Source organism: Mesorhizobium sp. USDA 4132 (assembly GCF_056279545.1).
Map to the genome: position 1 here is coordinate 3,586,350 of NZ_JBWCCP010000001.1, position 22,853 is coordinate 3,609,202.

The window sequence follows — 22,853 nt, forward strand, 5'->3', positions numbered from 1 at the left end:
ATGCCTATACAGGCATATGGCGACTCCAAAGATCAGATCCAAAACCAGCACCTCGCAAAAGTCAAATCACGCGCCCGAGCGCAAGGCCGCACCCAAACCCAAGCGCTTCAAGTCCGCCTATTCGAAAGCGGAGATGGAGGAGATCTTTCGCCGCTTTTCGGTGCAGCGGCCAGAGCCGAAGGGTGAGCTGGAGCACGTGAACCCGTTCACGCTGGTGGTGGCGGTGGCACTATCCGCCCAGGCGACCGATGCGGGCGTCAACAAGGCGACGCGGGCGCTGTTCAAGGTCGCCGATACGCCCGAAAAGATGCTGGCCCTCGGGGAGGAAGGCGTCACCCAATATATTAAGACGATCGGGCTCTACCGCAACAAGGCGAAAAACGTCATCGCCCTCTGTCGCATGCTGATCGACGAGTTCGGCAGCCAAGTGCCGAGGACGCGCGAAGAGCTGATCCGCCTGCCGGGCGTCGGCCGCAAGACGGCCAACGTGGTGATGTCGATGGCCTTCGGCATTCCAACGCTGGCGGTCGACACGCATGTCTTCCGCATCGCCAACCGGCTCTTGATGGCGCCGGGCAAGACGCCCGACGAGGTGGAGGAGAACCTGTTGAAGGTCATCCCCGACCAGTATCTCTTCCACGCCCACCACTGGCTGATCCTGCACGGGCGCTATTGCTGCAAGGCACGAAAACCGGAATGCGAGCGCTGCGTCATCGCCGATCTCTGCCGCTCGCCGGAAAAAACCGTCGACGTGCCGGCACCGCTTGTGGAATTGCCGCAGCAGCTCATCGGCGAGCCCGTCGAGTAGGGCCGCGATTGCCTCGGCTGCGCCTGCTTAAAGCTTGAAGCCAGGATCGCGCTTGGAGACCGCCTTGTGGAGATGCACCATCAGGCCCGCGGCAAACAGCGGCGTCAGCAGGTTGGCGATCGGGACCGCCAGGAAACACGCGATCAGAAGGCCAGCCAGGAACACGGTGGAGGAATGTTTCGAGCGGAAGGCGCGTGCTTCCGCAGGCGTTCTGAACCGCATCGCCGCGAACTCGAAAAATTCCCGGCCGAGCAGATAGCCATTCACCATGAAGAAGGCGATCAGGTTGATGCCGGGAATGAACAGCAGGAAAAGTGCGACGATATTGCCGACGATGACGACGCCCAGAAACTGGATCGAGCCGATGATCGCCTGCGCGAGCGGCATCGCCTTGCCGGGCGCATCGTTCGGATAGTCGCGCTTCTCGACCACTTCGGCCACGTCATCCAGGAACAGACCAGCAATCAGCGCCGTGATCGGCGCGATCAGCAGAGCGAGCGCCAGCGCCAACCCGATGCTGGCAGCGATCGCCGCAAACAGGGTGAGCCAACCCGCCCAATCCGGCAGATCGGGGAAGAAGGCCGCAAACCACGGCCAGGCATAAAGGATGAAGACTTCGCGCAGAGCGAACCAGAGACCGATCAGCACGAGGGCGGTGAGACCCAATGTCTTCCAGAACACCGCACGGGTCTCGGGTGCGAAAAGGTTGGCGAGCGAAAGGCGTGCGGCGTCGAGGATCATCGGCGTCTCCAGGTTGGCGGGAGAGATGTAGGTTTGAGGGGGCGGGGGAGCAAGGAGGGGCGGTATCCCTACCAAACAACGTCAATGTTCGTGCAGTTGCTACGATGTGAAATGCGTCACGTAAACAGCCAGATGCTGACACGCCCCATACAAAGCACACGCTTGTAAAATTGCAGAAAACATACATTCTCTCAAAAGTTGCTTATGCTCAAAAACAGCGAGAAGGATAACCTGTGTTTGGAATACAGATTTCGCAAATTTTGACCTTCACCGTAATTGGCTCCTTCGTCACCATATTCGGCAATCTCATAGCTCTCTATCTGAAAGACGTATTGGCAGTACGCTCATTCGAGCGTTGGAAAGCCCACCAAACCCTAATTCTTGTCTATCGCCGCTATCAGCTTCCAATTTTCCTCGCGGCCGAAGAGCTTTCCGGCCGTTTTTACGGATTATCCCGGCCAAATTGCACTATAGAGAGATTTGGGATCGATCTTTTACATAAAGAGATTAGTAGAGACTCCCATGCACTTGCCGGGAATCACTATTATCAATATCGGTTCGTTAGTAACGTATATCGTCTGTGCAGTTTTTTGGGATGGATCGAGTTGTACCGGCGTGATATCGGAACTCTCGATGTCGAAGCGCTCGATCGAAATCATCTTCTCGAATCATCCTTACGCAATGTCCGAAGTGCCATCGCAGATGGATGGGTCAATCAACATCCAGACATTCACAAATGGCGCGATTGTTTGATTTTTAGAGAGGAGCTGCGGGCCATCGGCTGCCGCATGGCAGACGGTCAAAAGGAACTTTGTCTAATAGATTTTGGTGCATTTTTCGAAATTCTTCAAAAGAGGCCCGTTGGCTCCGATAGCGCTCGCTGGTTTCATCAAGCAGCGCTTTTTTTTGACAACTTAGACCGGGACGGAGATTTTAGAATTATTCGCATGCGGATGCTCGTAATATTTCTTACCGACCTGATGGAGGTGCTACAGCCCAAGCGCCTTGCCCGTTCTCATATCAAAACCGCGCTTGATTGGTTCGACGAACTCGACCAGATCACAGGCGGAAAGGCTTGGTATTCGAAGGACGTAGACATGAAGGCAGTGGAAAAGCGCCTGAAAAAGGCCTTGAAAGAATAATATTCTCTCTCTGATTACGTCGCGCCGTAACATCTAATCCCCGCAAAGGGCATTTAAGCACTCCAGCCTACGCCATCCCCCGCAACTCATCCCGATGCCGGACCATCGCCAGGAACCGCCGGTAATCCAGCCCGTACTGCTCTGCCCGCGCCGGGTCCGGCAGCCGCTCCGTCCCGCCTGCATCCATGGCCTGCCCCGCTTCGAACAACGAACCAAACACCCCGCCGGCAACGGCGGCGGCCATCGCCGTGCCGAGCAGCACCGCGTCCCGGTTTTCCGGGATCACCACCTTGCGGCCGGTAACGTCGGCGTAGAGCTCGACCAGCAGCAGGTTGTTGACGTGGCCGCCGGTGACGTGGAGGGTTTCGAAGCGGTAGCCGTAGCCCGATAGCGCATCGAGAATGTGCCTTATGCCGAGCGCGATCGAGACGCAGGTGCGCCAGTAGAGCCGGCAGAGGCCGTCGAAGGAGGTGTCGAGCGTCAGGCCGCTGATGACGCCGGTCGCGTGCGGGTCGGCAAGCGGCGACCGGTTGCCGTGGAAATCCGGCAGGACGTGGAGGTTCGGGGCGATATCGCCCTCGGTCTCGCTGCGCAGCTCGCCGACGCGGGCGATGATGCGGCCGTGCAGGTCGGCCGTCGGTTCGCCGCCGGCGGCGTGCATCATCACGATATGATCGAGCAGCGCACCCGCCGCCGATTGACCACCTTCTACCAGCCAATGGCCCGGCAGGATCGCCTCGTAATAGGGACCCCAGAGGCTGCGGCCGGGTTTGGAATCCCTGGTGAAGGCGACGATGCAGCTCGACGTGCCGCCGATCAGCGCCACGCTGGTTTCGAGCTTCGAGCCTTCGGAGGCACCGCCGGAAACTCCGCCGAGGACGCCGAAGGCGCCGGCATAGGCGTCGATCATGCCGGGAGCCACCTGCACTAGGCTATCAAGGCCGAGCTCTTCGGCTGCCTGGCGGCTGAGGTTTCCCAGACTTGTCCCGACACCGATGGTCTCGTCCGGCAGTCCGCCCTTTTCGAGGAGGTCTTCGAGGCCGGCGAGCGCCAGGTAATCGGCGCTCCAGCCGGGGTTTTCGTGGGCGAGATAGTTCCACTTTGCAGTCAGCGTGCAACGGGAACGGGCGGGCGAGCCGGTCGCTTTCCAGGTCAGGAAATCCGCGAGGTCGAAGAGATAACCCGCCCTCGCCCAGCTTTGCGGCAGATACTGTTTCAGCCACATCAGCTTCGGCATTTCCATCTCCGGCGACAGCGAGCCACCGGAAAATTCGAGCACCTTGTGGCCGGTGGCGGAAAGCTGGTCGGCCTGGCTGATCGCCCGGTGGTCTAGCCAGACGATGGTGTCCTGATTGGCCTTGCCGGTCGTGGAAACCGTGAGCGGCCTGCCCTCACGGTCGCGGGCGACGAGCGAACAGGTGGCGTCGAAGCCGATCGCGGCGATACGGTCCGCGGCGATCCCGGTCTCCGCCATCGCCTCCCTTACCGCGCGGCAGGTGGCGGCCCAAATCTCCTCGGAATCATGCTCGGCGTGATTCTGTTTGGGGCGGAACATGGCGATCGGATGTTTCGCCTTGGCAAGCAGCCGACCGCTGCGATCAAAGACGCCGGCGCGGGCGCTGCCCGTGCCGATATCGACCGCAACGAGGTGATCACGCATCCGGATTTGTTTCCTGTCCCTTGTCGCCCGGCAGTTTCAAGGATCGCACTAAAGCACGGCCGAAGAAACGGAGCCGTTGCGACCCTCCAAATGTTTTTGGACAAGGTGGATCAAATCCGGCATCGCGTCAAACACGACTTCCGGGGAAAGCATATCGATCCGCTCCCGGTAACCGGGAACCGAGGCATGCGAACCGCCGACGAAGGCAAAGACCGACATGCCGGCACTGTGGCCCGCCTCGATGCCGGCGGGGCTATCCTCGATGACGATACAGTCTTTGGGATCGGCGCCCATTTCGCTTGCCGCATGCAGGAAGAGATCCGGCGCCGGCTTGCCGCGCTTGACCATGGCGGCGGAAAAGATGTTCGGCTCCAGCTTGTCGATCAGGCCGGTCAGCGTCAGCGACAGGCGGATGCGCTCCGGCTGGCTGGACGAGGCGACGCAACAGCGGAAATTCAAGGCATCCAGCGCTTCGGTTATGCCAGGCATCGGCTGCAGCTCGGCCCGGAACCGGGCATAGAGATCGCGACGCATGTCTTCGAGGAACAGGTCATCGGCCTCGACGCCGAATTCCTCGCGCATCGTCTTGGTGACGGTGCCGAGGCTGCGGCCGAGGAAACGGCGATATGCCTCTGCCGCATCCATCTCGACCCCCTTGCCGCGCAGCGCATCGACAAGCACGCGCACGGAGACGGGTTCGCTGTCGACAAGGACCCCGTCGCAATCGAAGATCACCAGTGGTCCCGCCGCCTGTTGCACGTCCATTCCCCGCTATTTGACCAGTTTGCCGCCGAGATAGAGCTCCAGCGTCTTTGCCGTCCCTTGCTCCCAGAGCATCTTCAGCGCATGCGCAAAGCGGGTGCGGAACAACTCGGATTTCGCAACGTCACCAAAAATGTCGCCAAGCGCAAGGAAGGCATCCGGGTTATCCTTGGCTTTCAGCGCGGCGGCGTTCAGGCGGTCGGCGCTGGTGTCGTTGAAGACGATTTCCTTGCCGCTGTCGGACGTGCCGGCGAAATAGCGGCACCACAGTGCCGAAACCAGCGACAGACCGATGATGTCCTGTCCCTTGGCGAGCCGGTCGGCGGTGGACGGCAGGATGAATTTCGGCTGGCGGTTTGAGCCGTCCTGCGCCAGCCTGGGGATGGTGTCGCCGATCTTCGGGTTGGAGAACCGCCGCTCGATCAGCTTGTAATAGTCGATGAGGCTGGTATTCGGCACCGGTGGGATGACCGGAATGATCTCGTCCTTCTCCAATTTTTCGAGGAAGCCGCGGATCAGCTTGTGCTCCATCGCCTCGTGCACGAAATGGATGTCGAGAAGAGCGGCCGGATAGGCGATCGCCGCATGGCCGCCGTTGAGGATGCGCAGCTTCATCAGCTCATAGGGCGCTACGTCGGGCACGAACTGGACGCCGACTTCTTCCAGCCGAGGCCGGCCGGCGGGGAACTTGTCCTCCATCACCCACTGTTTGAATTCTTCGCAGAACACCGGCCAGTTGTCGTCGATGCCGAAATCGTTTCTGAGGATATCGATCTCGCGGCTACCCGTCGCTGGCGTGATTCGGTCGACCATCGAGCTCGGGAACGCAACGTTCTCATGGATCCAGTGGGCGAAGTCCGGGTCGGAAAGCTTGGCAAGACCGATGACGGCGTTCTCCGTCACCTCGCCGTTTCCGGGAATGTTGTCGCAAGACATGATGGTGAATGGGGCGATCCCCCGCGCCTTGCGCTCCTTGAGGCCGGCGAGGATCAGGCCGAAGACGGTCTTCGGGCTCGAAGGGTTCCGACCGTCCTCGGCAATCGCCGGGTGGGCGGGGTTGAACCGGCCGGAAGCGTCGATGAAATAGCCGCCTTCGGTGATCGTCATCGAAACGATACGGATCTTCGCGTCTGCCAATGTCTCGATTACGGTCGCGACGTCGCCAGGAGCGATGATGTCGATCATCGGCGCGGTCACGCGGGCGGCGGTCCTGTTGTTGTCCTGCTCGACGACGGTGGTCAGAAAATCCTGGGCCTTCAGCTTGTCACGCATGGCGCCATCGGATGGCATCACGCCGGCGCCGATGATCGCCCAGTCGTGCGCTTTGCCGGTGTTGAACAGGTCGTCGAGATAGATCGCCTGGTGGGCGCGATGGAAATTGCCGACGCCGAAATGCAAGATGCCGGCAGTCAGGTTCTTCGGATCATAGGCCGGCACGGCGGCGGTGGCCGCAGCGTCACTCAAGCTCGCCAGCGAAAGCTTCACAGTCATTGTCTTTACTCCGATATGGCCCGTCAGGCCTTCAGGGCGAGGCCCTTGTCGTCGAACCGATGGAGCTTGGCCTCATCGGGCGTCATGTAGACCGTGTCACCGTGATAGGCGCCGAACTCCCCGTCGCAGCGTGCGGTGATCTGGCCGATACCCTCGACATCGAGATGCAGGAACGTATCGGCGCCGAGATGTTCGGCGACCTTCACGGTGCCGCGCCAGATGCCGTTGTCCTTCGAAAGGTTTAAGTGTTCCGGCCGGATGCCGGCGGTCTTGGCATTCTTCGACTGCGCATAGGCGCCATCGATGAAGTTCATGTGCGGCGAACCGATGAAGCCGGCAACGAACAGGTTGCGCGGGCTCTTGTAGAGTTCGAGCGGCGAACCGACCTGCTCGATATTGCCGCGGTTCAGCACCACGATCTTGTCGGCCATGGTCATCGCTTCGACCTGGTCGTGGGTGACGTAGACCATCGTCGTCTTCAACTGATGATGCAGGTCGCTGATCTCCAGACGCATCGTGCCGCGCAGCGCAGCGTCGAGGTTGGAAAGCGGCTCGTCGAACAGGAAGGCCGAGGGTTCGCGCACGATCGCCCGGCCGATCGCGACGCGCTGGCGCTGGCCACCGGAAAGCTGCGAGGGACGACGTTCCAGATAGTCGGTGAGGTTGAGGACGCGGGCCGCATCCGTCACCTTCTTGTCGATCGCGGATTTCTCCATCTTCGCCATCTTCAGCGGAAAGGCGATGTTGTTGCGCACGCTCATATGCGGATAGAGCGCGTAGGACTGGAACACCATGGCAAGGCCGCGCTCCGCGGGGGCTGCCTGGGTGACGTCCTTGCCGTCGATCAGGATTTGGCCACCGGACACGTCTTCCAGGCCGGCGATCAGGCGCAGCAGGGTGGATTTGCCGCAACCCGAGGGGCCGACGAAGACGACGAATTCGCCGTCATTGATTTCGAGATCGATCGACGGAATGACCTTGGCCTCGCCGAACACTTTCGACACTTTTTGGAGCGTGATGCTGCCCATGTCCGTTTTCCTTACTTAACCGCGCCAAACGTGAGGCCGCGAACGAGTTGTTTCTGTGAGAACCATCCGAGGATGAGGATCGGCGCGATCGCCATAGTCGATGCGGCCGAGAGTTTTGCCCAGAACAGGCCTTGCGGACTGGAGAACGAGGCGATGAAGGCCGTCAGCGGCGCCGCATTGGTGGTCGACAGCCGGATCGTCCAGAACGACTCGTTCCAGGCGAGGATGATGTTGAGGAGCAGCGTCGAGGCGATGCCCGGCACCGCCATCGGCGTCAGCACGTAGACGATCTCCTGCCAGAGCCCCGCTCCGTCCATCCGCGACGCTTCCAGGATCTCGCCGGGGATTTCGCGGAAGTAGGTATAAAGCATCCACACCACGATCGGCAGGTTGATCAGCGTCAGCATCACGGTCAGGCCGATGCGGCTGTCGAGCAGGCCGAAATCACGGAACAGAAGATAGATCGGCACCAGGACTGCGACCGCCGGCATCATCTTGGTGGACAGCATCCACATCAGGATGTCCTTGGTCCGCTTGGTCGGCGAGAACGCCATCGCCCAGGCGGACGGGATCGCGATGATCAGTGCCAGGATGGTGGAGCCGACCGACAGGATCACCGAATTCATGAACGGCTTCAGGTAGTCGCGCTGGGTCTGGACGGTGATGTAGTTCTCGAACGTGCCGGAGGGCCACAGGCTGAAACCCGCGATCGCTTCCGGCTCGGTCTTGATGCTGGTGATGATCGTATAAAGGATCGGGAAGAAGATGATCAGCGCGACGATCCAGGCGGCGACCGTGGCGGTGATCTTGTGTCTTGTCGTAACGTTGCGTGCCATGATCTTCTCCTACCGGTCCAGGTTCTTGCCGACGGCGCGCATCAGGAAGAAGGCGACGATATTGGCGAGCACGACTGCGATAATGCCGCCTGCCGAGGCGCCGCCGACGTCGTAGCCGAGGAGCGCCGTGCGGTAGATCAGGAAGGCGAGGTTGGTGGAGGCGTAACCGGGGCCGCCATTGGTGGTGACCAGGATTTCCGCATAGACGCCGAGCAGGAAGATCGTCTGGATGAGGATGACGACCGTAATCGACCGCGCGAGATGCGGCACCACCAGGTAGATAAAGCGGTTGAGGAAGTTGGCGCCGTCCATCTCCGCCGCTTCCTTCTGCTCCCCGTCGAGTGACTGCAGCGCGGTCAACAGGATGAGTGTTGCGAACGGCAGCCACTGCCAGGCGACGATGATGACGATCGAAAACAGCGGATATTGCGCGAACCAGTCGACCGGGCGAAGGCCAAAGAACCTCGATATATCGGCAAATACCCCGTAGCTCGGGTTCATGATCATGTTCTTCCACACCAGCGCCGCAACCGGCGGCATGACGAAAAAAGGCGAGATGATCAGGATGCGGACGATGCCCTGCCCGAAGATGGGCTGGTCGAGAAGCAGCGCGATGGCGATGCCGCCGATGACGGTGATCAAGAGCACGCCGCCGACGATGACCAGCGTGTTCCAGATCGACTGGAAGAAGGCGGGGTCGGTATAGAAGAACTGGTAGTTGAACAGACCCGTGAAACTGACATTGGACGGATCGAGCAGATTGTAGTTCTGGAACGAGAACCACAGCGTCATCGCCAGTGGCACGATCATCCAGATGAGAAGAAGCAGAACGGAGGGCGCCATCATCAGGCGCGCCAACGTCTTGGTATTTTGCGTTGCCATATCAGACGCCCTCCCATGGAACGTAGTCGTTCCAGTTATCCCGCGCCTTTTTCTTTTGGGGAAGGAGACGGACGCAGGATGCAGCTTTTTGTTGTTATCTGGTTGTTACCGGATTGCCTCGCCTGATCACCGGCCCACCTCAAATCTTCAAGGCGGATGATCCAGGCCAAGATCCGGCTGTCCGGCGCAGGATGCCGGACAGCCGTGGCTCTGGAGCTTACTTCGGATAACCGGCGCGCTTCATTTCGCGCGTCGTAGCCGTCTGGGCCTGGGCAAGCGCATCGGCGACCGTGGACTGGCCGGCGACGACTGCCGAGAACAACTGGCCGACATTCGTGCCGATCGCCTGGAATTCAGGGATCGCCACGAACTGGCCGCCGGTATAGGGCACCGGCTTGACGGTCGGCTTGGTGATGTCGGCAGCGCCCATCGCAGCAAGGGTCGGGGCTGCAAAGGCGGCGGCCTTCTGATAGTCCGCATTGTTGTAGAGCGAGGTGCGGGTGCCCGGAGGAACGTTGGCCCAGCCTTCCTTGGAGGCGACGAGCTGGGTGTATTCCTTGCTGGTTGCCCAGGAGATGAACTTCTGCGCCGAGTCAGCCTTCTTCGAAGAGTTCGGGACCGCGAGGTTCCACGACCACAGCCAGTTGCCATGGTTCTTCATCTCGCCCTTCACCGGGAAGAGGGCGTAACCCACCTTGTCGGCAACCTTGGAATCCTTCGGGTTGGAGACGAAGGAGGCGGCCACCGTGGCGTCCATCCACATGCCGCATTTGCCCTGCTGGAACAGCGTCAGGTTTTCGTTGAAGCCGTTCGAGGAAGCACCGGACGGGCCGGCATCCTTCATCAGGTCCACATAGAACTGCAAGGCAGCCTTCCATTCCGGCTGGTCAAACTGCGGGTTCCACTTTTCGTCGAACCAACGGCCGCCAAACGAATTGGTGAGCGCCGTGATGAAGGCCATGTTCTCGCCCCAGCCGGCCTTGCCGCGCAGGCAGATACCGTTCACGTCGGTCTTGCGGTCGGTGATCTTGCGAGCCGCATCGCCGATGAATTCCCAGGTCGGGTTTTCCGGCATCTTGAGGCCGGCCTTCTCGAACAGGTCCTTGCGATACATGATCATCGCCGACTCGCCGTAGAACGGCGCCGCATAAAGCTTGCCGTTGACGGTCAGACCGCCCTTGATCGCCGGCAGGATGTCGTTGGCGTCATATCTGTCGCCGAGCTTGTTCAGCTCAAGCAGCCAGCCCTGCTTGGCCCAGATCGGAACTTCGTAATTGCCGATCGTCAGGATGTCGTACTGGCCGCCCTTGGTGGCGATGTCAGTGGTGACACGCTCACGCAGCACGTTTTCTTCAAGCGTGACCCAGTTGATCTGGATATCCGGGTTCGCCTTGGTGAACTCGGAAGTCAGGCCCTGCATGCGGACCATGTCGCCGTTGTTGACCGTCGCGATGGTGAGGGTTTCAGCCGAAGCCGCGGTGGAGAAAAGGCCGGCAAGCGCCAGCGCCGAGCAGGCGCCCAGCAAAATCGTCTTCAATGTCATATCTTCCTCCCAGAAGATGAGTAACGAGCATTCGCTTTGCTCATGGGCAATTACTCGTTAAACGGCGTAAAAAGTCAATCGCCATTCGTCGCTGCAGCGCAGCAGACATAGGTCATGTCGTTGATCTGGTTACGGATAATTTTTGCTCAGCGACCGAGCAATTGCTCCGCAGTCGCCTCGTCGGTGATCACACCGTTGATGATATTGCCCTTGAGCGCAGCGGAAATCGCCTGGAATTTCTTGCGCCCCAGCGCCAGTCCGATGACGGAGGAGGTCTCCCGCGAGGGGATCGGCACACTGGCGACGCGGTCGTTGATGGAATTGGCGAGAAGCTTGCCCTGGTTGTCATAGACCCAGCCGCAAATCTCGCCGGCAGCACCTTCTCGAACGAGCTTTTGCATTTCCTCCTTGCCGAGGAAGCCGTCGACGCAGAGCGGGCCGTCCGGCCCGAGTTCGCCGATGCCGACGAAGGTAACGTCCGCCTGCGCGCCGAGTTCGAGCGTCGAGCGCACCAGCGCCTGGTCGTGCAGGGTTTCGCGCTCTTCGGCCGAGGAACAGAGAACCGGCAGCGGCATAGGAAAATGCCGCGCCTTGATCGCGTCCGCCATCGAGAAGATGACGTTGTAGAAGGCGGCCGATCCGTCCGGCCCGATATTGCCAGTGAGCGACACGATCCGGTGCTGCGGACATTCCATCGGCGGCAGCTGGTCAACGGCGGCCTTCAGCGTGCGGCCCGTGCCGACCGCGATGACGATCGGGTCCGGGCGCTTCAGCCAGCGCTCGATCTCGGCGGCGCCGGCTTCGGCGATCCCGACGGTGCTGGAACTCCCTGCCGGATCGCTCGGCACCACTTCGACATGTTTGAGATCGTATTTCTTGCGCAACGCCTCGGCGAGTTCCAGGCAGGCGGCGATCGGGTGGTCGAGGCGCACCTTGATCAGCCGTTCGGCAACCGCGAGCGACACCAGCCGCTGCGCCGACTGCCGCGAAATGCTCATGGCCGCGGCGATCTCGTCCTGGGTCCGCCCCGCGACATAATAGAGCCAGCCGGCCCGCGCCGCATCGTCGAGCCGCCCTTGCGTATCAGACCGTTTTGCCATGGCAGAAATTCTCCTCCACCTGTTGCTGCCATGGTTTCGGATGGTCTGTCAAACGGGTGGAAGAACCGCATGGTAGCTATTCGCAGAGGAAATTGTTTCGTCATCAAAATCCATTGCGGCCACATTGCGCCCGCTTAGTCGCCGCGCCTACCCTCGTGTGACCGTTACGTTACCTTTGAGCCCGTAGAGAAATGATATAGGCTGAAGGAGAATGGTATTAGCCGGGAACCCACGCATGAACCGGATGGAAGTGCTGATTGAACGTCGAGCGGAAACGCGACACAAGACCGCGTCCTTTCGCGCTGAACGCATACTTGAAGACGCCCGCAAGCATGGCGTCGAGATGCGCATCATCGGCTCCTTGGCGAAGCACAATTTTCATTTACATTCTGATGTCGACCTCCTGATGATGGGCCCGCTCGACCCTGCGCGCAGACTTTTCATTGAACGTCTCGTCGCAGATCATATGAGAGGAACAGATATTCCCTATGATCTGATCTTCGAGGCCGATATGACCGCTGACAGGGTACAGGAGCTTCTCGATGGCTGCGTTTAGCCTTCCGGCTTTTTCACGCTTGTCACCGAAGATCGCGCGCGCGGAACGAGAGCTGGAACAGCTCGAAATCTTCCTCGCGCGACATTCCCAGGAAGTTTCCGACGGAGAATGGGGTGCGCTGTCAGCCATCTCATTGGGTATCCATAACGTCTATAACGGCATTGAGGACAGTCTTCTGAGCTTGGCACGGGACGTGGACGGTCTCGTCCCCAGCGGACCGACAATGCATCAGGACGTTCTCGACCAGATGTCGGCCGAAATCGACGGTATACGACCGTCCGTTATCGACACGGAGCTATACGAGTCTCTGACGGAACTGAAAGCCTTCCGCCATCTCGTTCGGCACCGATACGGATTCGACCTGAAAGCCGACAAGGTGATCGAGAACCTGGCTCGGATTCGCGAAGTATTTCCAACATTCGTGGATGCCGTTGTCCGGCTGGAAAAGACGATGGCCGCTGAAAATACGGATGCCGACGGCGATGGAACAGCCAGCGCCCCTGATCGGTAACCCGTACGATCCCGATCGTGCGGGGTTGATGTCATGAGCACAGGCTCTCAACCGTCTCGATGTGCTACGCCACCTGCACCACGTGCCCCGCACTCACCTCGCGATACTCCCGCTTTGGCGACACGTAGTTGACCGGGCGGATCGGGCTCTTGATCTCGTCGGTCGACATGTTGCGCTTGATCCGCCGGCGGGACGGATCCGGAATCGGCACGGCGGACATAAGCTTCCGCGTATAAGGATGCTGCGGGTTCTCGAACACTGCCGCCCGCGGGCCGATCTCGACGATTTCGCCGAGATACATGACCGCCACCCGATGGCTGACACGCTCGACCACCGCCATGTCATGGCTGATGAACAGGAAGGCGAGGTTGAGGCTCTGCTGCAGGTCGAGGAGAAGGTTGCAGACCTGTGCCTTGATCGACACGTCGAGCGCCGAGACCGCCTCGTCCGCGACGATGATCTTCGGGTCGAGCATCAGGGCGCGGGCAATCGCGATGCGCTGGCGCTGGCCGCCGGAAAACTCGTGCGGGAAACGCTTCATCATGTCGGCGGAAAGGCCGACCTTCTCCATCAGGCTCGCCGCCTTGTCGCGGGCCTGCAGCTTGGTGCCGAGGCTGTGTTCGACATAGGGCTCCATGACAGCCGAACCGACGCTCATGCGCGGATTCAATGAGGCGAACGGATCCTGGAAGACCATCTGGATCGACCGGCGCATCTGGCGCAGCGTCGGCTGATCGAGCTTCATGACCTCATAACCATCGAGAGTGACCTCGCCGCTGGTCGGCGTGATCAGACGGGTGACGGAACGGCCGGTGGTCGACTTGCCGCAGCCCGATTCGCCGACGAGCGACAGGGTCTCGCCCGGGAACAGATCGAAGGAGACCTTTTCGACCGCATGGACCGCGCCGGACTTGCGGCCGAACAGGCCGGAATGGATGTCGAACCGGGTGGTCAGGTCCTTGACGTCGAGGATCGGCGTCTTGCCCTTGCCGACCGTGTCGGTGACGTCGGCAAGCAGCATCTGTTCGCCGGTCTTGATATCGACGATCGGGAAACGCAACGGCAACTTGCGCTCGCCCATCGAACCTAGACGCGGCACGGCGGACAGCAGCGCGCGGGTATAAGGATGCTGGCCGCGGTGGAAGATGTCGCTGGTCTCGCCCGTCTCCACCGCATCGCCGCGATACATGACGATGGTGCGGTCGGCGACTTCGGCCACCACGCCCATGTCGTGGGTAATGAAGAGGACCGACATGCCCTCCTCTTCCTGCAGCACCTTGATGAGGTCGAGGATCTGGCCCTGGATGGTGACATCGAGCGCGGTGGTCGGTTCGTCGGCGATCAGCAACTTAGGTCTCGCCGCCAGTGCCATGGCGATCATGACGCGCTGGCGCATGCCGCCGGAAAACTGGTGCGGATATTCGTCGAAACGCGACGAGGCGTTGGGGATACGCACCTTTTCGAGCAGGCGGATGACTTCCTTCTTCGCATCGGCATTGCTGATGTCGGTATGGACCGTCAGCGCCTCGGCGATCTGCTTGCCGATCGGGAAGATCGGGTTGAGCGAGGTCATCGGCTCCTGGAAGATCATCGAGATGTCTTTGCCGCGCACGCGGCGCATCTGCTCTTCCTGCAGCGACAGCAATTCGCGGCCGTTGAGGAAGACCTGGCCTTCGATCCTGCTCGAATTCTTCGGCAGCAGCCGCATGATGGACAGCGAAGTGACGCTCTTGCCCGAGCCCGATTCGCCGACGATCGCCACCGTCTCGCGCGGCGCCACGTCGAACGAGATGTTGCGCACCACCGTGCGCCATTCGTCGTTCACCCGGAACGAGGTGGAAAGATTGCGGACAGACAGGACCGGGGTCACCGAACCACCGCCCTGTTCCATGGAAGTGCCGGAAAGCAGCATGGAAATCTCCTTCGGATCAGGCGGCGAGCGCGGTTTCGGCGAGCGTGATCCAGTAGCTGACGCCAAAAGGAATAGCCTCGTCGTTGAAGTCATAAGCAGCATTGTGGAGGTTGGCGGTATCGCCGTTGCCGATGAAGATGAAGGCGCCGGGGCGCTTCTCCAGCATGTAGGAAAAATCCTCCGCGCCCATATGCGGCGCCATGCCGGTCAGCACCGACTTGGGACCGGCGACCTTGGCCGCGATCTCGATGGCAAAATCCGTCTCGTTGTCGTGGTTGAAGGTGACGGGATAACCGCGGCGATACATGACATCAGCCGTCGCGCCATGGGCGATCGCGGTTGATTGAGCCACTTCGCTCAGGCGCTTCTCGGCAAAATCGCGAGTTTCCGGCAGCAGCGTGCGCACCGTCCCGGTCATCTTGACATAGGCGGGAATAACGTTGCTCGCCTCGCCGCCGTGGATCGAGGCGACGGTGACGACCAGCGACTTCAGGGGGTCGGTCTCGCGCGAGACGATCGACTGCAGCGCCAGCACGATATGTGAGGACACCAGGATCGGATCGATCGAATTGTGCGGCTGCGCGGCATGGCTGCCGCGGCCGTGGACGGTGATTTCGAACGTGTCGGCCGCCGCCATGATGCCGCCCTTGCGGGTGGAGAAACTGCCGACCGGAAGCCGCGGCTCGTTATGCATGCCGTAGACTTCCTTGATGCCGAACTTCTCCATCATGCCGTCGTTGATCATCGCCAGTGCGCCCGCGCCGCCCTCCTCCGCCGGCTGGAAGATCACCGCGACCGAACCCTTGAAATTGCGTGTCTCGGCAAGATATTGCGCAGCACCCAGCAGCATGGCGGTGTGGCCGTCATGGCCGCAGGAATGCGCCTTGCCGGGCGTCTTGGAAGCCCAGGGCTTGCCGGAGGTCTCAAGGATCGGCAGCGCATCCATGTCGGCGCGGAAACCGATGACCGGACCATCGCCCTGGCTGCCTTTGATGATTGCGACGACACCGGTCCTGCCGATGCCGGTCTCGACGATGTCGCAGCCGAAGGCCCGCAGCTTTTCCGCGACGAATCTCGAGGTCTCGTGGACGTCGTAGAGCAGCTCCGGATTCTCGTGCAGATGGCGCCGCCATTCAGCGACCTGATCCTGCATTTCGGCGACGCGATTGATGACCGGCATAGTGATAACCCCGTTGTTTTTTTCATATTTCCACTCTGCCAAGGGTGGATGTCGGGCGGATATTGCGACGCGAAGACACGATTTTGCAAGCTTCAATTTTCCGGCTTGAACGGAAAATAGGCCTATGCTTAGATGGCTCAAAATTTGATCATGCTCGCCAAAAGCGGCAGGATGTAACTTGTTCTTAAGGTAGTTTCGGAGGAGGAACCGACAGGAAATACGCTGCGAAGTCAATAAGTTGAGGAAGGCGACTTCGCAGTCCCGAGGCACAAAAAGCCGGCTCGACCGGCAGGCCCAACCACAACTCATAAGAGAACGACAAGGGGAATAGCAGCATGAAAAACCTCAAACTTCTTTTGGCCGGCACAGTTGCCGCCCTCACCTTCGCCGGCGCCGCCGCGCATGCCGAACGGGGCACGGACGGGGATCTGAAGATCCTGTTCTGGCAGGCCGTTTCGACGATGAACCCCTACCTCTCCGGCGGCACCAAGGAAGTCTACGCGTCCTCGATGGTCATCGAGCCGCTCGCCCGCTACGACGAGAAGGGTAGTCTCGTGCCGATGCTGGTCACCGAGATCCCGACCGTCGAGAACGGCGGCGTCGCCAAGGACCTGCTCAGCATGACCTGGAAGATCAAGCCGGGCGTCAAATGGTCGGACGGCACGCCCTTTACGGCTGACGACGTCATCTTCACCTGGAAATATTGCATCGCGCCGGACGGCGGTTGCGCCCAGGCCGCCCAGTACGAGGGCGTCAAGAGCGTCGAGGCTCCGGATCCGCAGACGGTCAAGATCACCTTTACCGAACCGAAGCCCTATCCCTACAGCGCTTTCGTCGGCGCCCAGTCGCCGGTCATCCAGAAGAAGCAATTCGAAAACTGCGTCGGCGCCAAGGCCCCGGGCTGCACCTCGGCCAACTTCGGCCCGATCGGCACCGGTCCGTTCGTCGTCAAGGAATTCAAGCCGAACGACGTCATCACGCTGACCGCCAACACCAATTACCGTGATGCGGCAAAGCCTGCCTTCGCAACCGTGACCCTCAAGGGCGGTGGCGACGCTGCGTCGGCGGCGCGCGCCGTTCTCGAAACCGGCGAATACGATTATGCCTGGAACATGCAGGTAGAGCCGGAAATCCTCGCCAAGATGGTCGCTGCCGGCAAAGGCAAGCTGGAAACGGCATTCGGCACCCAGGTCGAACGTATCAATCTCAACCATTACAATGCCGATCCGTCGCTTGGCGCAAAACGTTCCACCAAGGAAGCCGGCCCGCATCCTTCGCTCTCCGACCCGGCAGTCCGCCGCGCGCTTTCGCTCGCCATCGACCGCAGCATCATCGTCGAGGCAGGATACGGCGCAGCCGGCAAGGCGACCTGCAACATCGTTCCCGCACCGGCCGCCGTCGCTTCCACCAAGAACGACAACTGGTGCCTGAAGCAGGATCTTGTGGCCGCCAACAAGCTGCTTGACGATGCCGGCTGGAAGAAAGGCCCGGATGGCATCCGTGCCAAGAACGGCGTGAAGCTCTCCTACCTCTATGCGACCTCCACCAACTCGGTTCGCCAGGCGACCCAGGAACTGGTGAAGGACATGTGGTCGCAGATTGGCGTCGGCGCCGAACTGCGCAACGCCAGCGCCTCGGTCTTCTTCGGCGGCGATCCGGCAAGCCCGGACACCTTCCAGAAGTTCTATGCCGACGTCGAAATGTACACCAACAACTTCGACGGCACCGATCCGGAAAAGTATCTCGCAGAATGGCTGTGCGACAAGGTTCCCGGCCCGGCGAACGGTTGGCAGGGCCAGAACATTCCGCGTTACTGCAACCCGGCCTATGACAAGCTGCTCGGCGAACTTTCGAAGACCGCCGAGCTCGACAAGCGCGCAGCGCTTGCCAAGCAGCTCAACGACATGCTGACCGAAGAAGGCGCGCATATCCCGCTCGTCCACCGCGGCAGCGTCTCCTCGCATTCTCTCAAGCTCGCCGGCGTGAAGATGAACGCCTGGGATAGCGAGCTGTGGAACGTCGCCGACTGGTCGCGCACGAAGTGATGCCGATCGCCGGGCCTGCCCTTGCGGCAGGCCCGGCGCCCGCATTTTCTTCTCCGCGCTAGTCTGGAGACTTATTGATGTTCACCTACACCTTGCGACGATTGCTCTTCGCAATCCCGACGCTGCTGATCATTAGCTTCGTCATTTTCGCGCTACTCGATCTTGCCCCCAACGATCCGACCGGCGACCTGCCGTTGACGATCCCGCCGGAGGTCCGCGAACAGATCCGCGCATCGCTCGGCCTCGATCAGCCATTCTTCTTCCGCTACCTCTACTGGCTGCAGCAATTCTTCATCAACGAACCACTCAACATCCTCGAACGCCTGACCGGCTGGCAATTCGGCGATGGTACCCGCATGCGGGTGCTGTCCTGGGCGACCCGCAGCCCGGTGGTCGACCTGATCGTCCAGCGCCTGCCCCAGACGCTATGGGTCGTTGGCCTCGCTTATGTGTTCGGGGTGATGATCGCCGTTCCGATCGGCGTCATCTCCGCCTACAAGCAGTATTCGATCTTCGACCAGATCGGCACGTTCCTGTCGATGGTCGGATACTCGGTGCCGACCTTCTTCACCGGCGTGCTGCTGGTCGTCATCTTCTCCTCCTGGCTGCAATGGTTCCCGTCGGTCTATGACACCAACCTGGTCGTCAACGACTTCTCGAGCTTCCTGCAGCAGATCAAGCAGATGGCCTTGCCGGTCACCGTTCTGTCGCTTTTCAACGCCTCGCAGATCACCCGTTTCGTGCGGGCCTCGATGCTCGACAACCTGCACCAGGACTACGTGCGCACCGCGCGTGCCAAGGGCGTCAAGGAAAAGTCGGTTCTGCTCATCCATGTGCTGCGCAACAGCCTGATCCCGGTCGTCACCGTGATCGCACTCGGCGTGCCGACGATCTTCTCGGGCGCCATCATCACTGAGCAGATCTTTCGCGTGAATGGCCTCGGCCAATTGCTGATCATCGCGGTTCAGGGGGCCGATATCCCGCTCGTCCAGACCCTGACCTTCATCTTCGCGGTGCTGATCGTGCTCTTCAACCTCATCGCCGACGTGCTTTACGGCATTCTTGACCCGAGGATCCGTTATGACTGATGCGACGCTTACAACCGCCCCGCCCGCCAAGGCGGCAACTCCCACCAGGTCGGCGCTCGCGGACATCTGGCGCCAGTTCCGTTCCCACAAGGGCGGAGTAGTCGGATTGATCGTCTTCACGTTCATCGTGCTGGCGGTGTTCGTGGGTCCGTATATCCACCGGGTGGCCCCGAACGCCATCAATATCCGCGACAAGAACCAATGGCCCTCCTGGGCACATCCGTTCGGCACCGACAACCTCGGCAAGGACATGCTTGCCCAGGTGCTCGCCGGCGGCCGCATCTCGCTTGCGGTCGGCATCACGGCGATGTTGCTGGCGCTTTTCCTCGGAACGCTGGTGGGGGTAGTCTCCGGCTATATCCGCAGGCTCGACGGTCCGCTGATGCGCATCACCGACCTGTTCCTGGCGCTACCGCTCCTGCCGCTGCTGCTCGTCATCCTGATGTTGTTTCGCGATACCTTGCGGGCGGCATTCGGACCCGAAACCGGCATCTTCATCCTGATCGTCTTCGTGATCGGGATCACCAGCTGGATGCACACCGCCCGTATCGTGCGCGGCGATGTGCTGGCCGTCAAAAGCCAGGAATTCATCCTGGCGGCGAAGGCGAGCGGCATGCGGGAGTATCGCATCATCCTCAGGCACATCCTGCCCAACGTGCTGAGCTCGATCATGGTTTCGGCGACATTGGGCATCGCTTCGGCGATCATCACGGAATCGGCACTGAGCTTCCTGGGTCTCGGTTTTCCCTCGGATTTCCCGACCTGGGGACGGCTGTTGTTCGACGGCGCCAACTTCCTGCAGTTGACACCCTCGCGCGTGCTCTGGCCGGGCCTGGCGATCTCGCTGACTGTACTCAGCGTCAACTATATGGGCGATGCGATCCGCGACGCGCTCGATCCGAGAGCGCTGAAACACTGAGCCCGCCACACGGACCCGATCGGAATGGCGGCTGCAAAGCCGCCATTCTTCATTCGCCAGTCGGAAAGACGACCGCTGAAAAAAACTCAAAAAAATTTGGAACTGCCGGAACCTATTCCCGAGGCGCCCGTTATGTGAGTGTTCGAAGGCGACCCCCCGTCCCCCGCCCTACAAAGCCTTCGGACATACTCTTCAATCCCCCTCGAAGAGACGAACTGGCTCGGCTCCGTCAACCGGAACCGGGCCAGCTCAGTTTTGTGGGGCATGGTGAATAATGGCGCTGCGAGCGAGCTTTTCGGAAAGACTTACGTCGCGGGGCATCAATGAGCCGGAAAGCTTCTCACCAACGACTATTCTTCAATCCCCGCCGCTCTCCAGCGGGAATACCAGCCGATAGCTGATGCGATCGTTGGAGATGACGTATTGCGCCTTGCCGTTGACGGAGGCCGGAACGACACGCTCCAGCACGGTGCTGCCGAAATGCGCCTTCAATGAATCCTCGGTATCTTCGGAGCTCCGGCTGGCATCCAGCACTTCGTCCCAGATCATCTCCAGCGAATCATGGCCGTTGAGGTGCATGCGGGTGCAGGTGACATTGATTACCCGGCCGCTGCGCAATAGCGAACCGTGGCTGACCGCGTTGACGATCAACTCGTGCAGCGCCAGTCCGATATGCAGCGAGGCGTTCGGCGTCAAAAGGATGTTGTCCCCGTGGACGCGCACGAGATGCTTGTTCTCGGGCAGGTACTTTTCCGTCTGCTGCTGCACCAGTTCGAAAAAATAGGCGCCGCGCCAGCTGGAATCGGTGATCAGGTCCTGGCTCTGCGAGAGTGAATAAAGCCGCCCCCGGAACTTGTGCAGAAACAGTTCCAGCGAGCCTGAATAACGGGCCGTCTGCAGCGCAATGCTCTGGATGATGGCGAGCAGGTTCTTGGAACGGTGGCTGACCTCGCGCAGCAGCGCACGCAGCAGCCGCTCGCGATGGCGTTCCTCGGAACGGTCGATGATGGTGGTGACGAAATGCAGTCCGCCATTGGAAAATTCCACCGTCTGGACACGAAACTCGTAGATCTGCTCGGTGCCGATGGTAATCTCGATATGGCCTTTGCGACCCGCTTCCGTCATGCCGTCCTTGAGGGTCGCGAGCTTTGCCCCGACCTCGTCGCCGAACAGGCTGACATCGGTGGGTGTCCTGACGTGCTCGACCGCCCAGACCTCCGGAAGATGAGTGACGAAGAGATAATTGCGGCCTGCGTCCTGGATCATGATGCTGGCGCCAAGGTCCACCAGCGCCGGCATGAAAAATTCGCGTAACTTGTCATCACTCTGACCAGCCTGCTGCCATGTCAGGGGATTCACCAAGTTACTCACTCCGTCTGCGGGCTTGCGGGGGAAACCGGGCACCTGCTGTGCGCAGAGACACCTGGATTTATGAGTATGATTATCCGACTTTTATAGGACGTCAAACACGCCGGAACAACCCGACGACCAGCGATATCAGCAACAGTGCGAGAAACAGGAAAAACAGAAGCTGCGCGAGGCCGGTTGCCGTTCCCGCAATGCCGCTGAAGCCGAGCGCACCGGTGAAGATCGCGACGAGCAGGCAGACAAGAGCATAATACAACATGGGCCTTCCTCTTCGGATGCGCCAGAACGCCACCCGTTGCATTTTGTTCCGGCCTGGTCCGCTCGCCTGCCGCCCATGGGATCAAGCGGCGGCCTTCACGGCTTCGTTGAAGAACAGCGCCTGGCTGATCAAAGCCTTCACCATGTCCGGGTTGAAGGGCTTGGTAACGAGGAAGGCTGGTTCCGGGCGTTCGCCGGTCAGAAGCCGCTCCGGGAAAGCGGTAATGAAGATCACCGGCACGCTCGAAGACTTCAGGATTTCGTTGACCGCGTCGATCCCGGAGCTGCCGTCGGCGAGCTGGATATCGGCGAGCACCATTTTCGGGTGCGAAGACTGGAAGAGCGACACCGCTTCCTTATGGGTGCGGGCGATGCCAGTGACGCGATGGCCGAGATCCTGCACCATCTGTTCGATGTCGAGCGCGATCAGCGGCTCGTCCTCGATGATCATGATGTCGGTCGCGACCTGCCGCGAGATTTCGCGGGTCGCGTCGTCGAGCAGGCGGTTCACTTCAGCGGGGCTGACATCCAGGACCTCCGCGGCTTCCTCGATGCTGAAACCCTCCACCGAGACAAGCAGGAACGCATGCCGCGACTGGGAGGGAAGCATCGAGAGATTGGCTGCCGCGCGCTGCTCCCAGGCAAACGGCGATTCGATCGGGCGAATCTCAATGTTCGTGGAACCAAAAATTGTAACAAAGAGTTTATAGAGCGAAACACGGTCCTTGGACGTTTCGGGGAATATCGAAACGTCTGCGATCAAAGCTTCCAGGACCGCGGCAACATAGGCGTCTCCCGAGGTCTGTGATCCGGTGACGGCGCGAGCATACCGACGCAGATATGGAAGGTGAGACGCAACGCGTGTGGTGAGTGACATACAAAATCTCCCTCGGTGCCCGGTGGGCAATTGACCTGTTATGAACGTGGGCCTTGAAAAAAAGTTCCGCAAGAGTGGAACTTTTTTTGCCGCCAGGAATTCCTTTGCCCGACGATATCGCAACAGGCTGCCCGCGTGATGAGTGA

At 60.4% G+C, this 22,853-nt stretch carries 21 protein-coding genes; 7 read left to right on the forward strand and 14 right to left on the reverse strand.

The features are described 5' to 3' along the window. The first annotated feature begins 16 nt into the window (after window positions 1–16). Entirely contained in the window at window positions 17–808 is a 792-nt protein-coding gene (gene nth, locus ACZ9IU_RS18240; protein WP_038545449.1) for an endonuclease III, read from the forward strand. Window positions 809–835: 27 nt separating this feature from the next. Here the strand turns inward: nth and ACZ9IU_RS18245 are convergent, their stop codons facing one another. Continuing rightward, complete coding sequence (locus ACZ9IU_RS18245) at window positions 836–1,549, reverse strand: sulfate transporter family protein (protein ID WP_038545453.1); 714 nt, start codon at window positions 1,547–1,549, stop codon at window positions 836–838. A gap of 233 nt (window positions 1,550–1,782) precedes the next feature. Between ACZ9IU_RS18245 and ACZ9IU_RS18250 the strand changes: the two genes are divergently transcribed. Then, window positions 1,783–2,691, forward strand: a complete 909-nt coding sequence (locus tag ACZ9IU_RS18250; RefSeq protein ID WP_038545456.1) for a hypothetical protein — start codon at window positions 1,783–1,785, stop codon at window positions 2,689–2,691. 67 nt (window positions 2,692–2,758) lie between these two features. On the opposite strand, the gene ACZ9IU_RS18255 is transcribed toward ACZ9IU_RS18250, so the two are convergent. From ACZ9IU_RS18255 to ACZ9IU_RS18290, 8 genes are all read right to left on the reverse strand, one after another. Next, a complete protein-coding gene (locus ACZ9IU_RS18255; protein ID WP_038545459.1) occupies window positions 2,759–4,351 on the reverse strand; it encodes an FGGY-family carbohydrate kinase in 1,593 nt (530 codons plus the stop codon). A gap of 48 nt (window positions 4,352–4,399) precedes the next feature. Next, window positions 4,400–5,116, reverse strand: coding sequence for an HAD family hydrolase (locus ACZ9IU_RS18260; protein WP_051899815.1), 717 nt, complete (start codon window positions 5,114–5,116; stop codon window positions 4,400–4,402). A gap of 6 nt (window positions 5,117–5,122) precedes the next feature. After that, window positions 5,123–6,604, reverse strand: a complete 1,482-nt coding sequence (locus ACZ9IU_RS18265; protein WP_038545462.1) for a mannitol dehydrogenase family protein — start codon at window positions 6,602–6,604, stop codon at window positions 5,123–5,125. Between the two features lie 23 nt (window positions 6,605–6,627). Then, window positions 6,628–7,632: an ABC transporter ATP-binding protein gene (locus ACZ9IU_RS18270; RefSeq protein ID WP_038545464.1), complete on the reverse strand. Its 1,005-nt coding sequence runs from the start codon at window positions 7,630–7,632 to the stop codon at window positions 6,628–6,630. 11 nt (window positions 7,633–7,643) lie between these two features. Further along, window positions 7,644–8,468 carry a carbohydrate ABC transporter permease gene (locus ACZ9IU_RS18275; protein WP_007760466.1) on the reverse strand — a complete coding sequence of 275 codons (825 nt, stop codon included), beginning with the start codon at window positions 8,466–8,468 and terminating at the stop codon, window positions 7,644–7,646. A 9-nt stretch (window positions 8,469–8,477) separates the two neighbouring features. After that, a complete protein-coding gene (locus ACZ9IU_RS18280) occupies window positions 8,478–9,350 on the reverse strand; it encodes a carbohydrate ABC transporter permease (protein WP_038545471.1) in 873 nt (290 codons plus the stop codon). 217 nt (window positions 9,351–9,567) lie between these two features. Beyond that, complete coding sequence (locus ACZ9IU_RS18285) at window positions 9,568–10,893, reverse strand: ABC transporter substrate-binding protein (protein ID WP_038545474.1); 1,326 nt, start codon at window positions 10,891–10,893, stop codon at window positions 9,568–9,570. A gap of 146 nt (window positions 10,894–11,039) precedes the next feature. Continuing rightward, complete coding sequence (locus ACZ9IU_RS18290) at window positions 11,040–11,993, reverse strand: sugar-binding transcriptional regulator (RefSeq protein WP_038545477.1); 954 nt, start codon at window positions 11,991–11,993, stop codon at window positions 11,040–11,042. Window positions 11,994–12,228: 235 nt separating this feature from the next. On the opposite strand from ACZ9IU_RS18290, the gene ACZ9IU_RS18295 reads away from it, so the two are divergent. After that, the gene (locus ACZ9IU_RS18295) at window positions 12,229–12,549 is read left to right on the forward strand and encodes a nucleotidyltransferase domain-containing protein (protein WP_038545480.1); all 321 of its coding nucleotides are present in this window, start codon (window positions 12,229–12,231) and stop codon (window positions 12,547–12,549) included. 19 nt (window positions 12,550–12,568) lie between these two features. Next, a complete protein-coding gene (locus tag ACZ9IU_RS18300) occupies window positions 12,569–13,060 on the forward strand; it encodes a ribonuclease toxin HepT-like protein (protein ID WP_498957571.1) in 492 nt (163 codons plus the stop codon). Between the two features lie 64 nt (window positions 13,061–13,124). On the opposite strand, the gene ACZ9IU_RS18305 is transcribed toward ACZ9IU_RS18300, so the two are convergent. Then, window positions 13,125–14,972 (reverse strand): ABC transporter ATP-binding protein, encoded by a 1,848-nt coding sequence (locus ACZ9IU_RS18305; protein ID WP_038545483.1) that lies wholly within the window; start codon window positions 14,970–14,972, stop codon window positions 13,125–13,127. 16 nt (window positions 14,973–14,988) lie between these two features. Continuing rightward, window positions 14,989–16,152 (reverse strand): M20 aminoacylase family protein, encoded by a 1,164-nt coding sequence (locus ACZ9IU_RS18310; protein ID WP_038545486.1) that lies wholly within the window; start codon window positions 16,150–16,152, stop codon window positions 14,989–14,991. A gap of 335 nt (window positions 16,153–16,487) precedes the next feature. Between ACZ9IU_RS18310 and ACZ9IU_RS18315 the strand changes: the two genes are divergently transcribed. From ACZ9IU_RS18315 to ACZ9IU_RS18325, 3 genes are all read left to right on the forward strand, one after another. After that, entirely contained in the window at window positions 16,488–18,197 is a 1,710-nt protein-coding gene (locus ACZ9IU_RS18315; RefSeq protein ID WP_038545489.1) for a peptide ABC transporter substrate-binding protein, read from the forward strand. Window positions 18,198–18,274: 77 nt separating this feature from the next. Next, entirely contained in the window at window positions 18,275–19,285 is a 1,011-nt protein-coding gene (locus ACZ9IU_RS18320; protein ID WP_038545492.1) for an ABC transporter permease, read from the forward strand. Continuing rightward, window positions 19,278–20,204, forward strand: coding sequence for an ABC transporter permease (locus tag ACZ9IU_RS18325; RefSeq protein WP_038545496.1), 927 nt, complete (start codon window positions 19,278–19,280; stop codon window positions 20,202–20,204). The genes ACZ9IU_RS18320 and ACZ9IU_RS18325 overlap by 8 nt, the downstream gene beginning before the upstream one ends. 357 nt (window positions 20,205–20,561) lie before the next feature. Here ACZ9IU_RS18325 and ACZ9IU_RS18330 read toward each other — a convergent pair whose 3' ends face one another. From ACZ9IU_RS18330 to ACZ9IU_RS18340, 3 genes are all read right to left on the reverse strand, one after another. Then, a complete protein-coding gene (locus tag ACZ9IU_RS18330) occupies window positions 20,562–21,563 on the reverse strand; it encodes a sensor histidine kinase (protein ID WP_038549628.1) in 1,002 nt (333 codons plus the stop codon). Between the two features lie 103 nt (window positions 21,564–21,666). Then, window positions 21,667–21,831: a DUF1328 domain-containing protein gene (locus tag ACZ9IU_RS18335; RefSeq protein WP_007758228.1), complete on the reverse strand. Its 165-nt coding sequence runs from the start codon at window positions 21,829–21,831 to the stop codon at window positions 21,667–21,669. Window positions 21,832–21,912: 81 nt separating this feature from the next. Further along, window positions 21,913–22,707 (reverse strand): response regulator, encoded by a 795-nt coding sequence (locus tag ACZ9IU_RS18340; protein WP_038545500.1) that lies wholly within the window; start codon window positions 22,705–22,707, stop codon window positions 21,913–21,915. Window positions 22,708–22,853 lie beyond the last annotated feature (146 nt).

Coding starts and splice junctions, on each gene's coding strand:
- ACZ9IU_RS18260 (WP_051899815.1), bottom strand. CDS start 5,116: ATGGACGTGCAACAGGCGGCGGGACCACTGGTGATCTTCGATTGCGAC.
- ACZ9IU_RS18320 (WP_038545492.1), top strand. CDS start 18,275: ATGTTCACCTACACCTTGCGACGATTGCTCTTCGCAATCCCGACGCTG.
- ACZ9IU_RS18315 (WP_038545489.1), top strand. CDS start 16,488: ATGAAAAACCTCAAACTTCTTTTGGCCGGCACAGTTGCCGCCCTCACC.
- ACZ9IU_RS18245 (WP_038545453.1), bottom strand. CDS start 1,549: ATGATCCTCGACGCCGCACGCCTTTCGCTCGCCAACCTTTTCGCACCC.
- ACZ9IU_RS18270 (WP_038545464.1), bottom strand. CDS start 7,632: ATGGGCAGCATCACGCTCCAAAAAGTGTCGAAAGTGTTCGGCGAGGCC.
- ACZ9IU_RS18310 (WP_038545486.1), bottom strand. CDS start 16,152: ATGCCGGTCATCAATCGCGTCGCCGAAATGCAGGATCAGGTCGCTGAA.
- ACZ9IU_RS18280 (WP_038545471.1), bottom strand. CDS start 9,350: ATGGCAACGCAAAATACCAAGACGTTGGCGCGCCTGATGATGGCGCCC.
- ACZ9IU_RS18290 (WP_038545477.1), bottom strand. CDS start 11,993: ATGGCAAAACGGTCTGATACGCAAGGGCGGCTCGACGATGCGGCGCGG.
- ACZ9IU_RS18285 (WP_038545474.1), bottom strand. CDS start 10,893: ATGACATTGAAGACGATTTTGCTGGGCGCCTGCTCGGCGCTGGCGCTT.
- nth (WP_038545449.1), top strand. CDS start 17: ATGGCGACTCCAAAGATCAGATCCAAAACCAGCACCTCGCAAAAGTCA.
- ACZ9IU_RS18335 (WP_007758228.1), bottom strand. CDS start 21,831: ATGTTGTATTATGCTCTTGTCTGCCTGCTCGTCGCGATCTTCACCGGT.
- ACZ9IU_RS18305 (WP_038545483.1), bottom strand. CDS start 14,972: ATGCTGCTTTCCGGCACTTCCATGGAACAGGGCGGTGGTTCGGTGACC.
- ACZ9IU_RS18255 (WP_038545459.1), bottom strand. CDS start 4,351: ATGCGTGATCACCTCGTTGCGGTCGATATCGGCACGGGCAGCGCCCGC.
- ACZ9IU_RS18265 (WP_038545462.1), bottom strand. CDS start 6,604: ATGACTGTGAAGCTTTCGCTGGCGAGCTTGAGTGACGCTGCGGCCACC.
- ACZ9IU_RS18295 (WP_038545480.1), top strand. CDS start 12,229: ATGAACCGGATGGAAGTGCTGATTGAACGTCGAGCGGAAACGCGACAC.
- ACZ9IU_RS18275 (WP_007760466.1), bottom strand. CDS start 8,468: ATGGCACGCAACGTTACGACAAGACACAAGATCACCGCCACGGTCGCC.
- ACZ9IU_RS18325 (WP_038545496.1), top strand. CDS start 19,278: ATGACTGATGCGACGCTTACAACCGCCCCGCCCGCCAAGGCGGCAACT.
- ACZ9IU_RS18340 (WP_038545500.1), bottom strand. CDS start 22,707: ATGTCACTCACCACACGCGTTGCGTCTCACCTTCCATATCTGCGTCGG.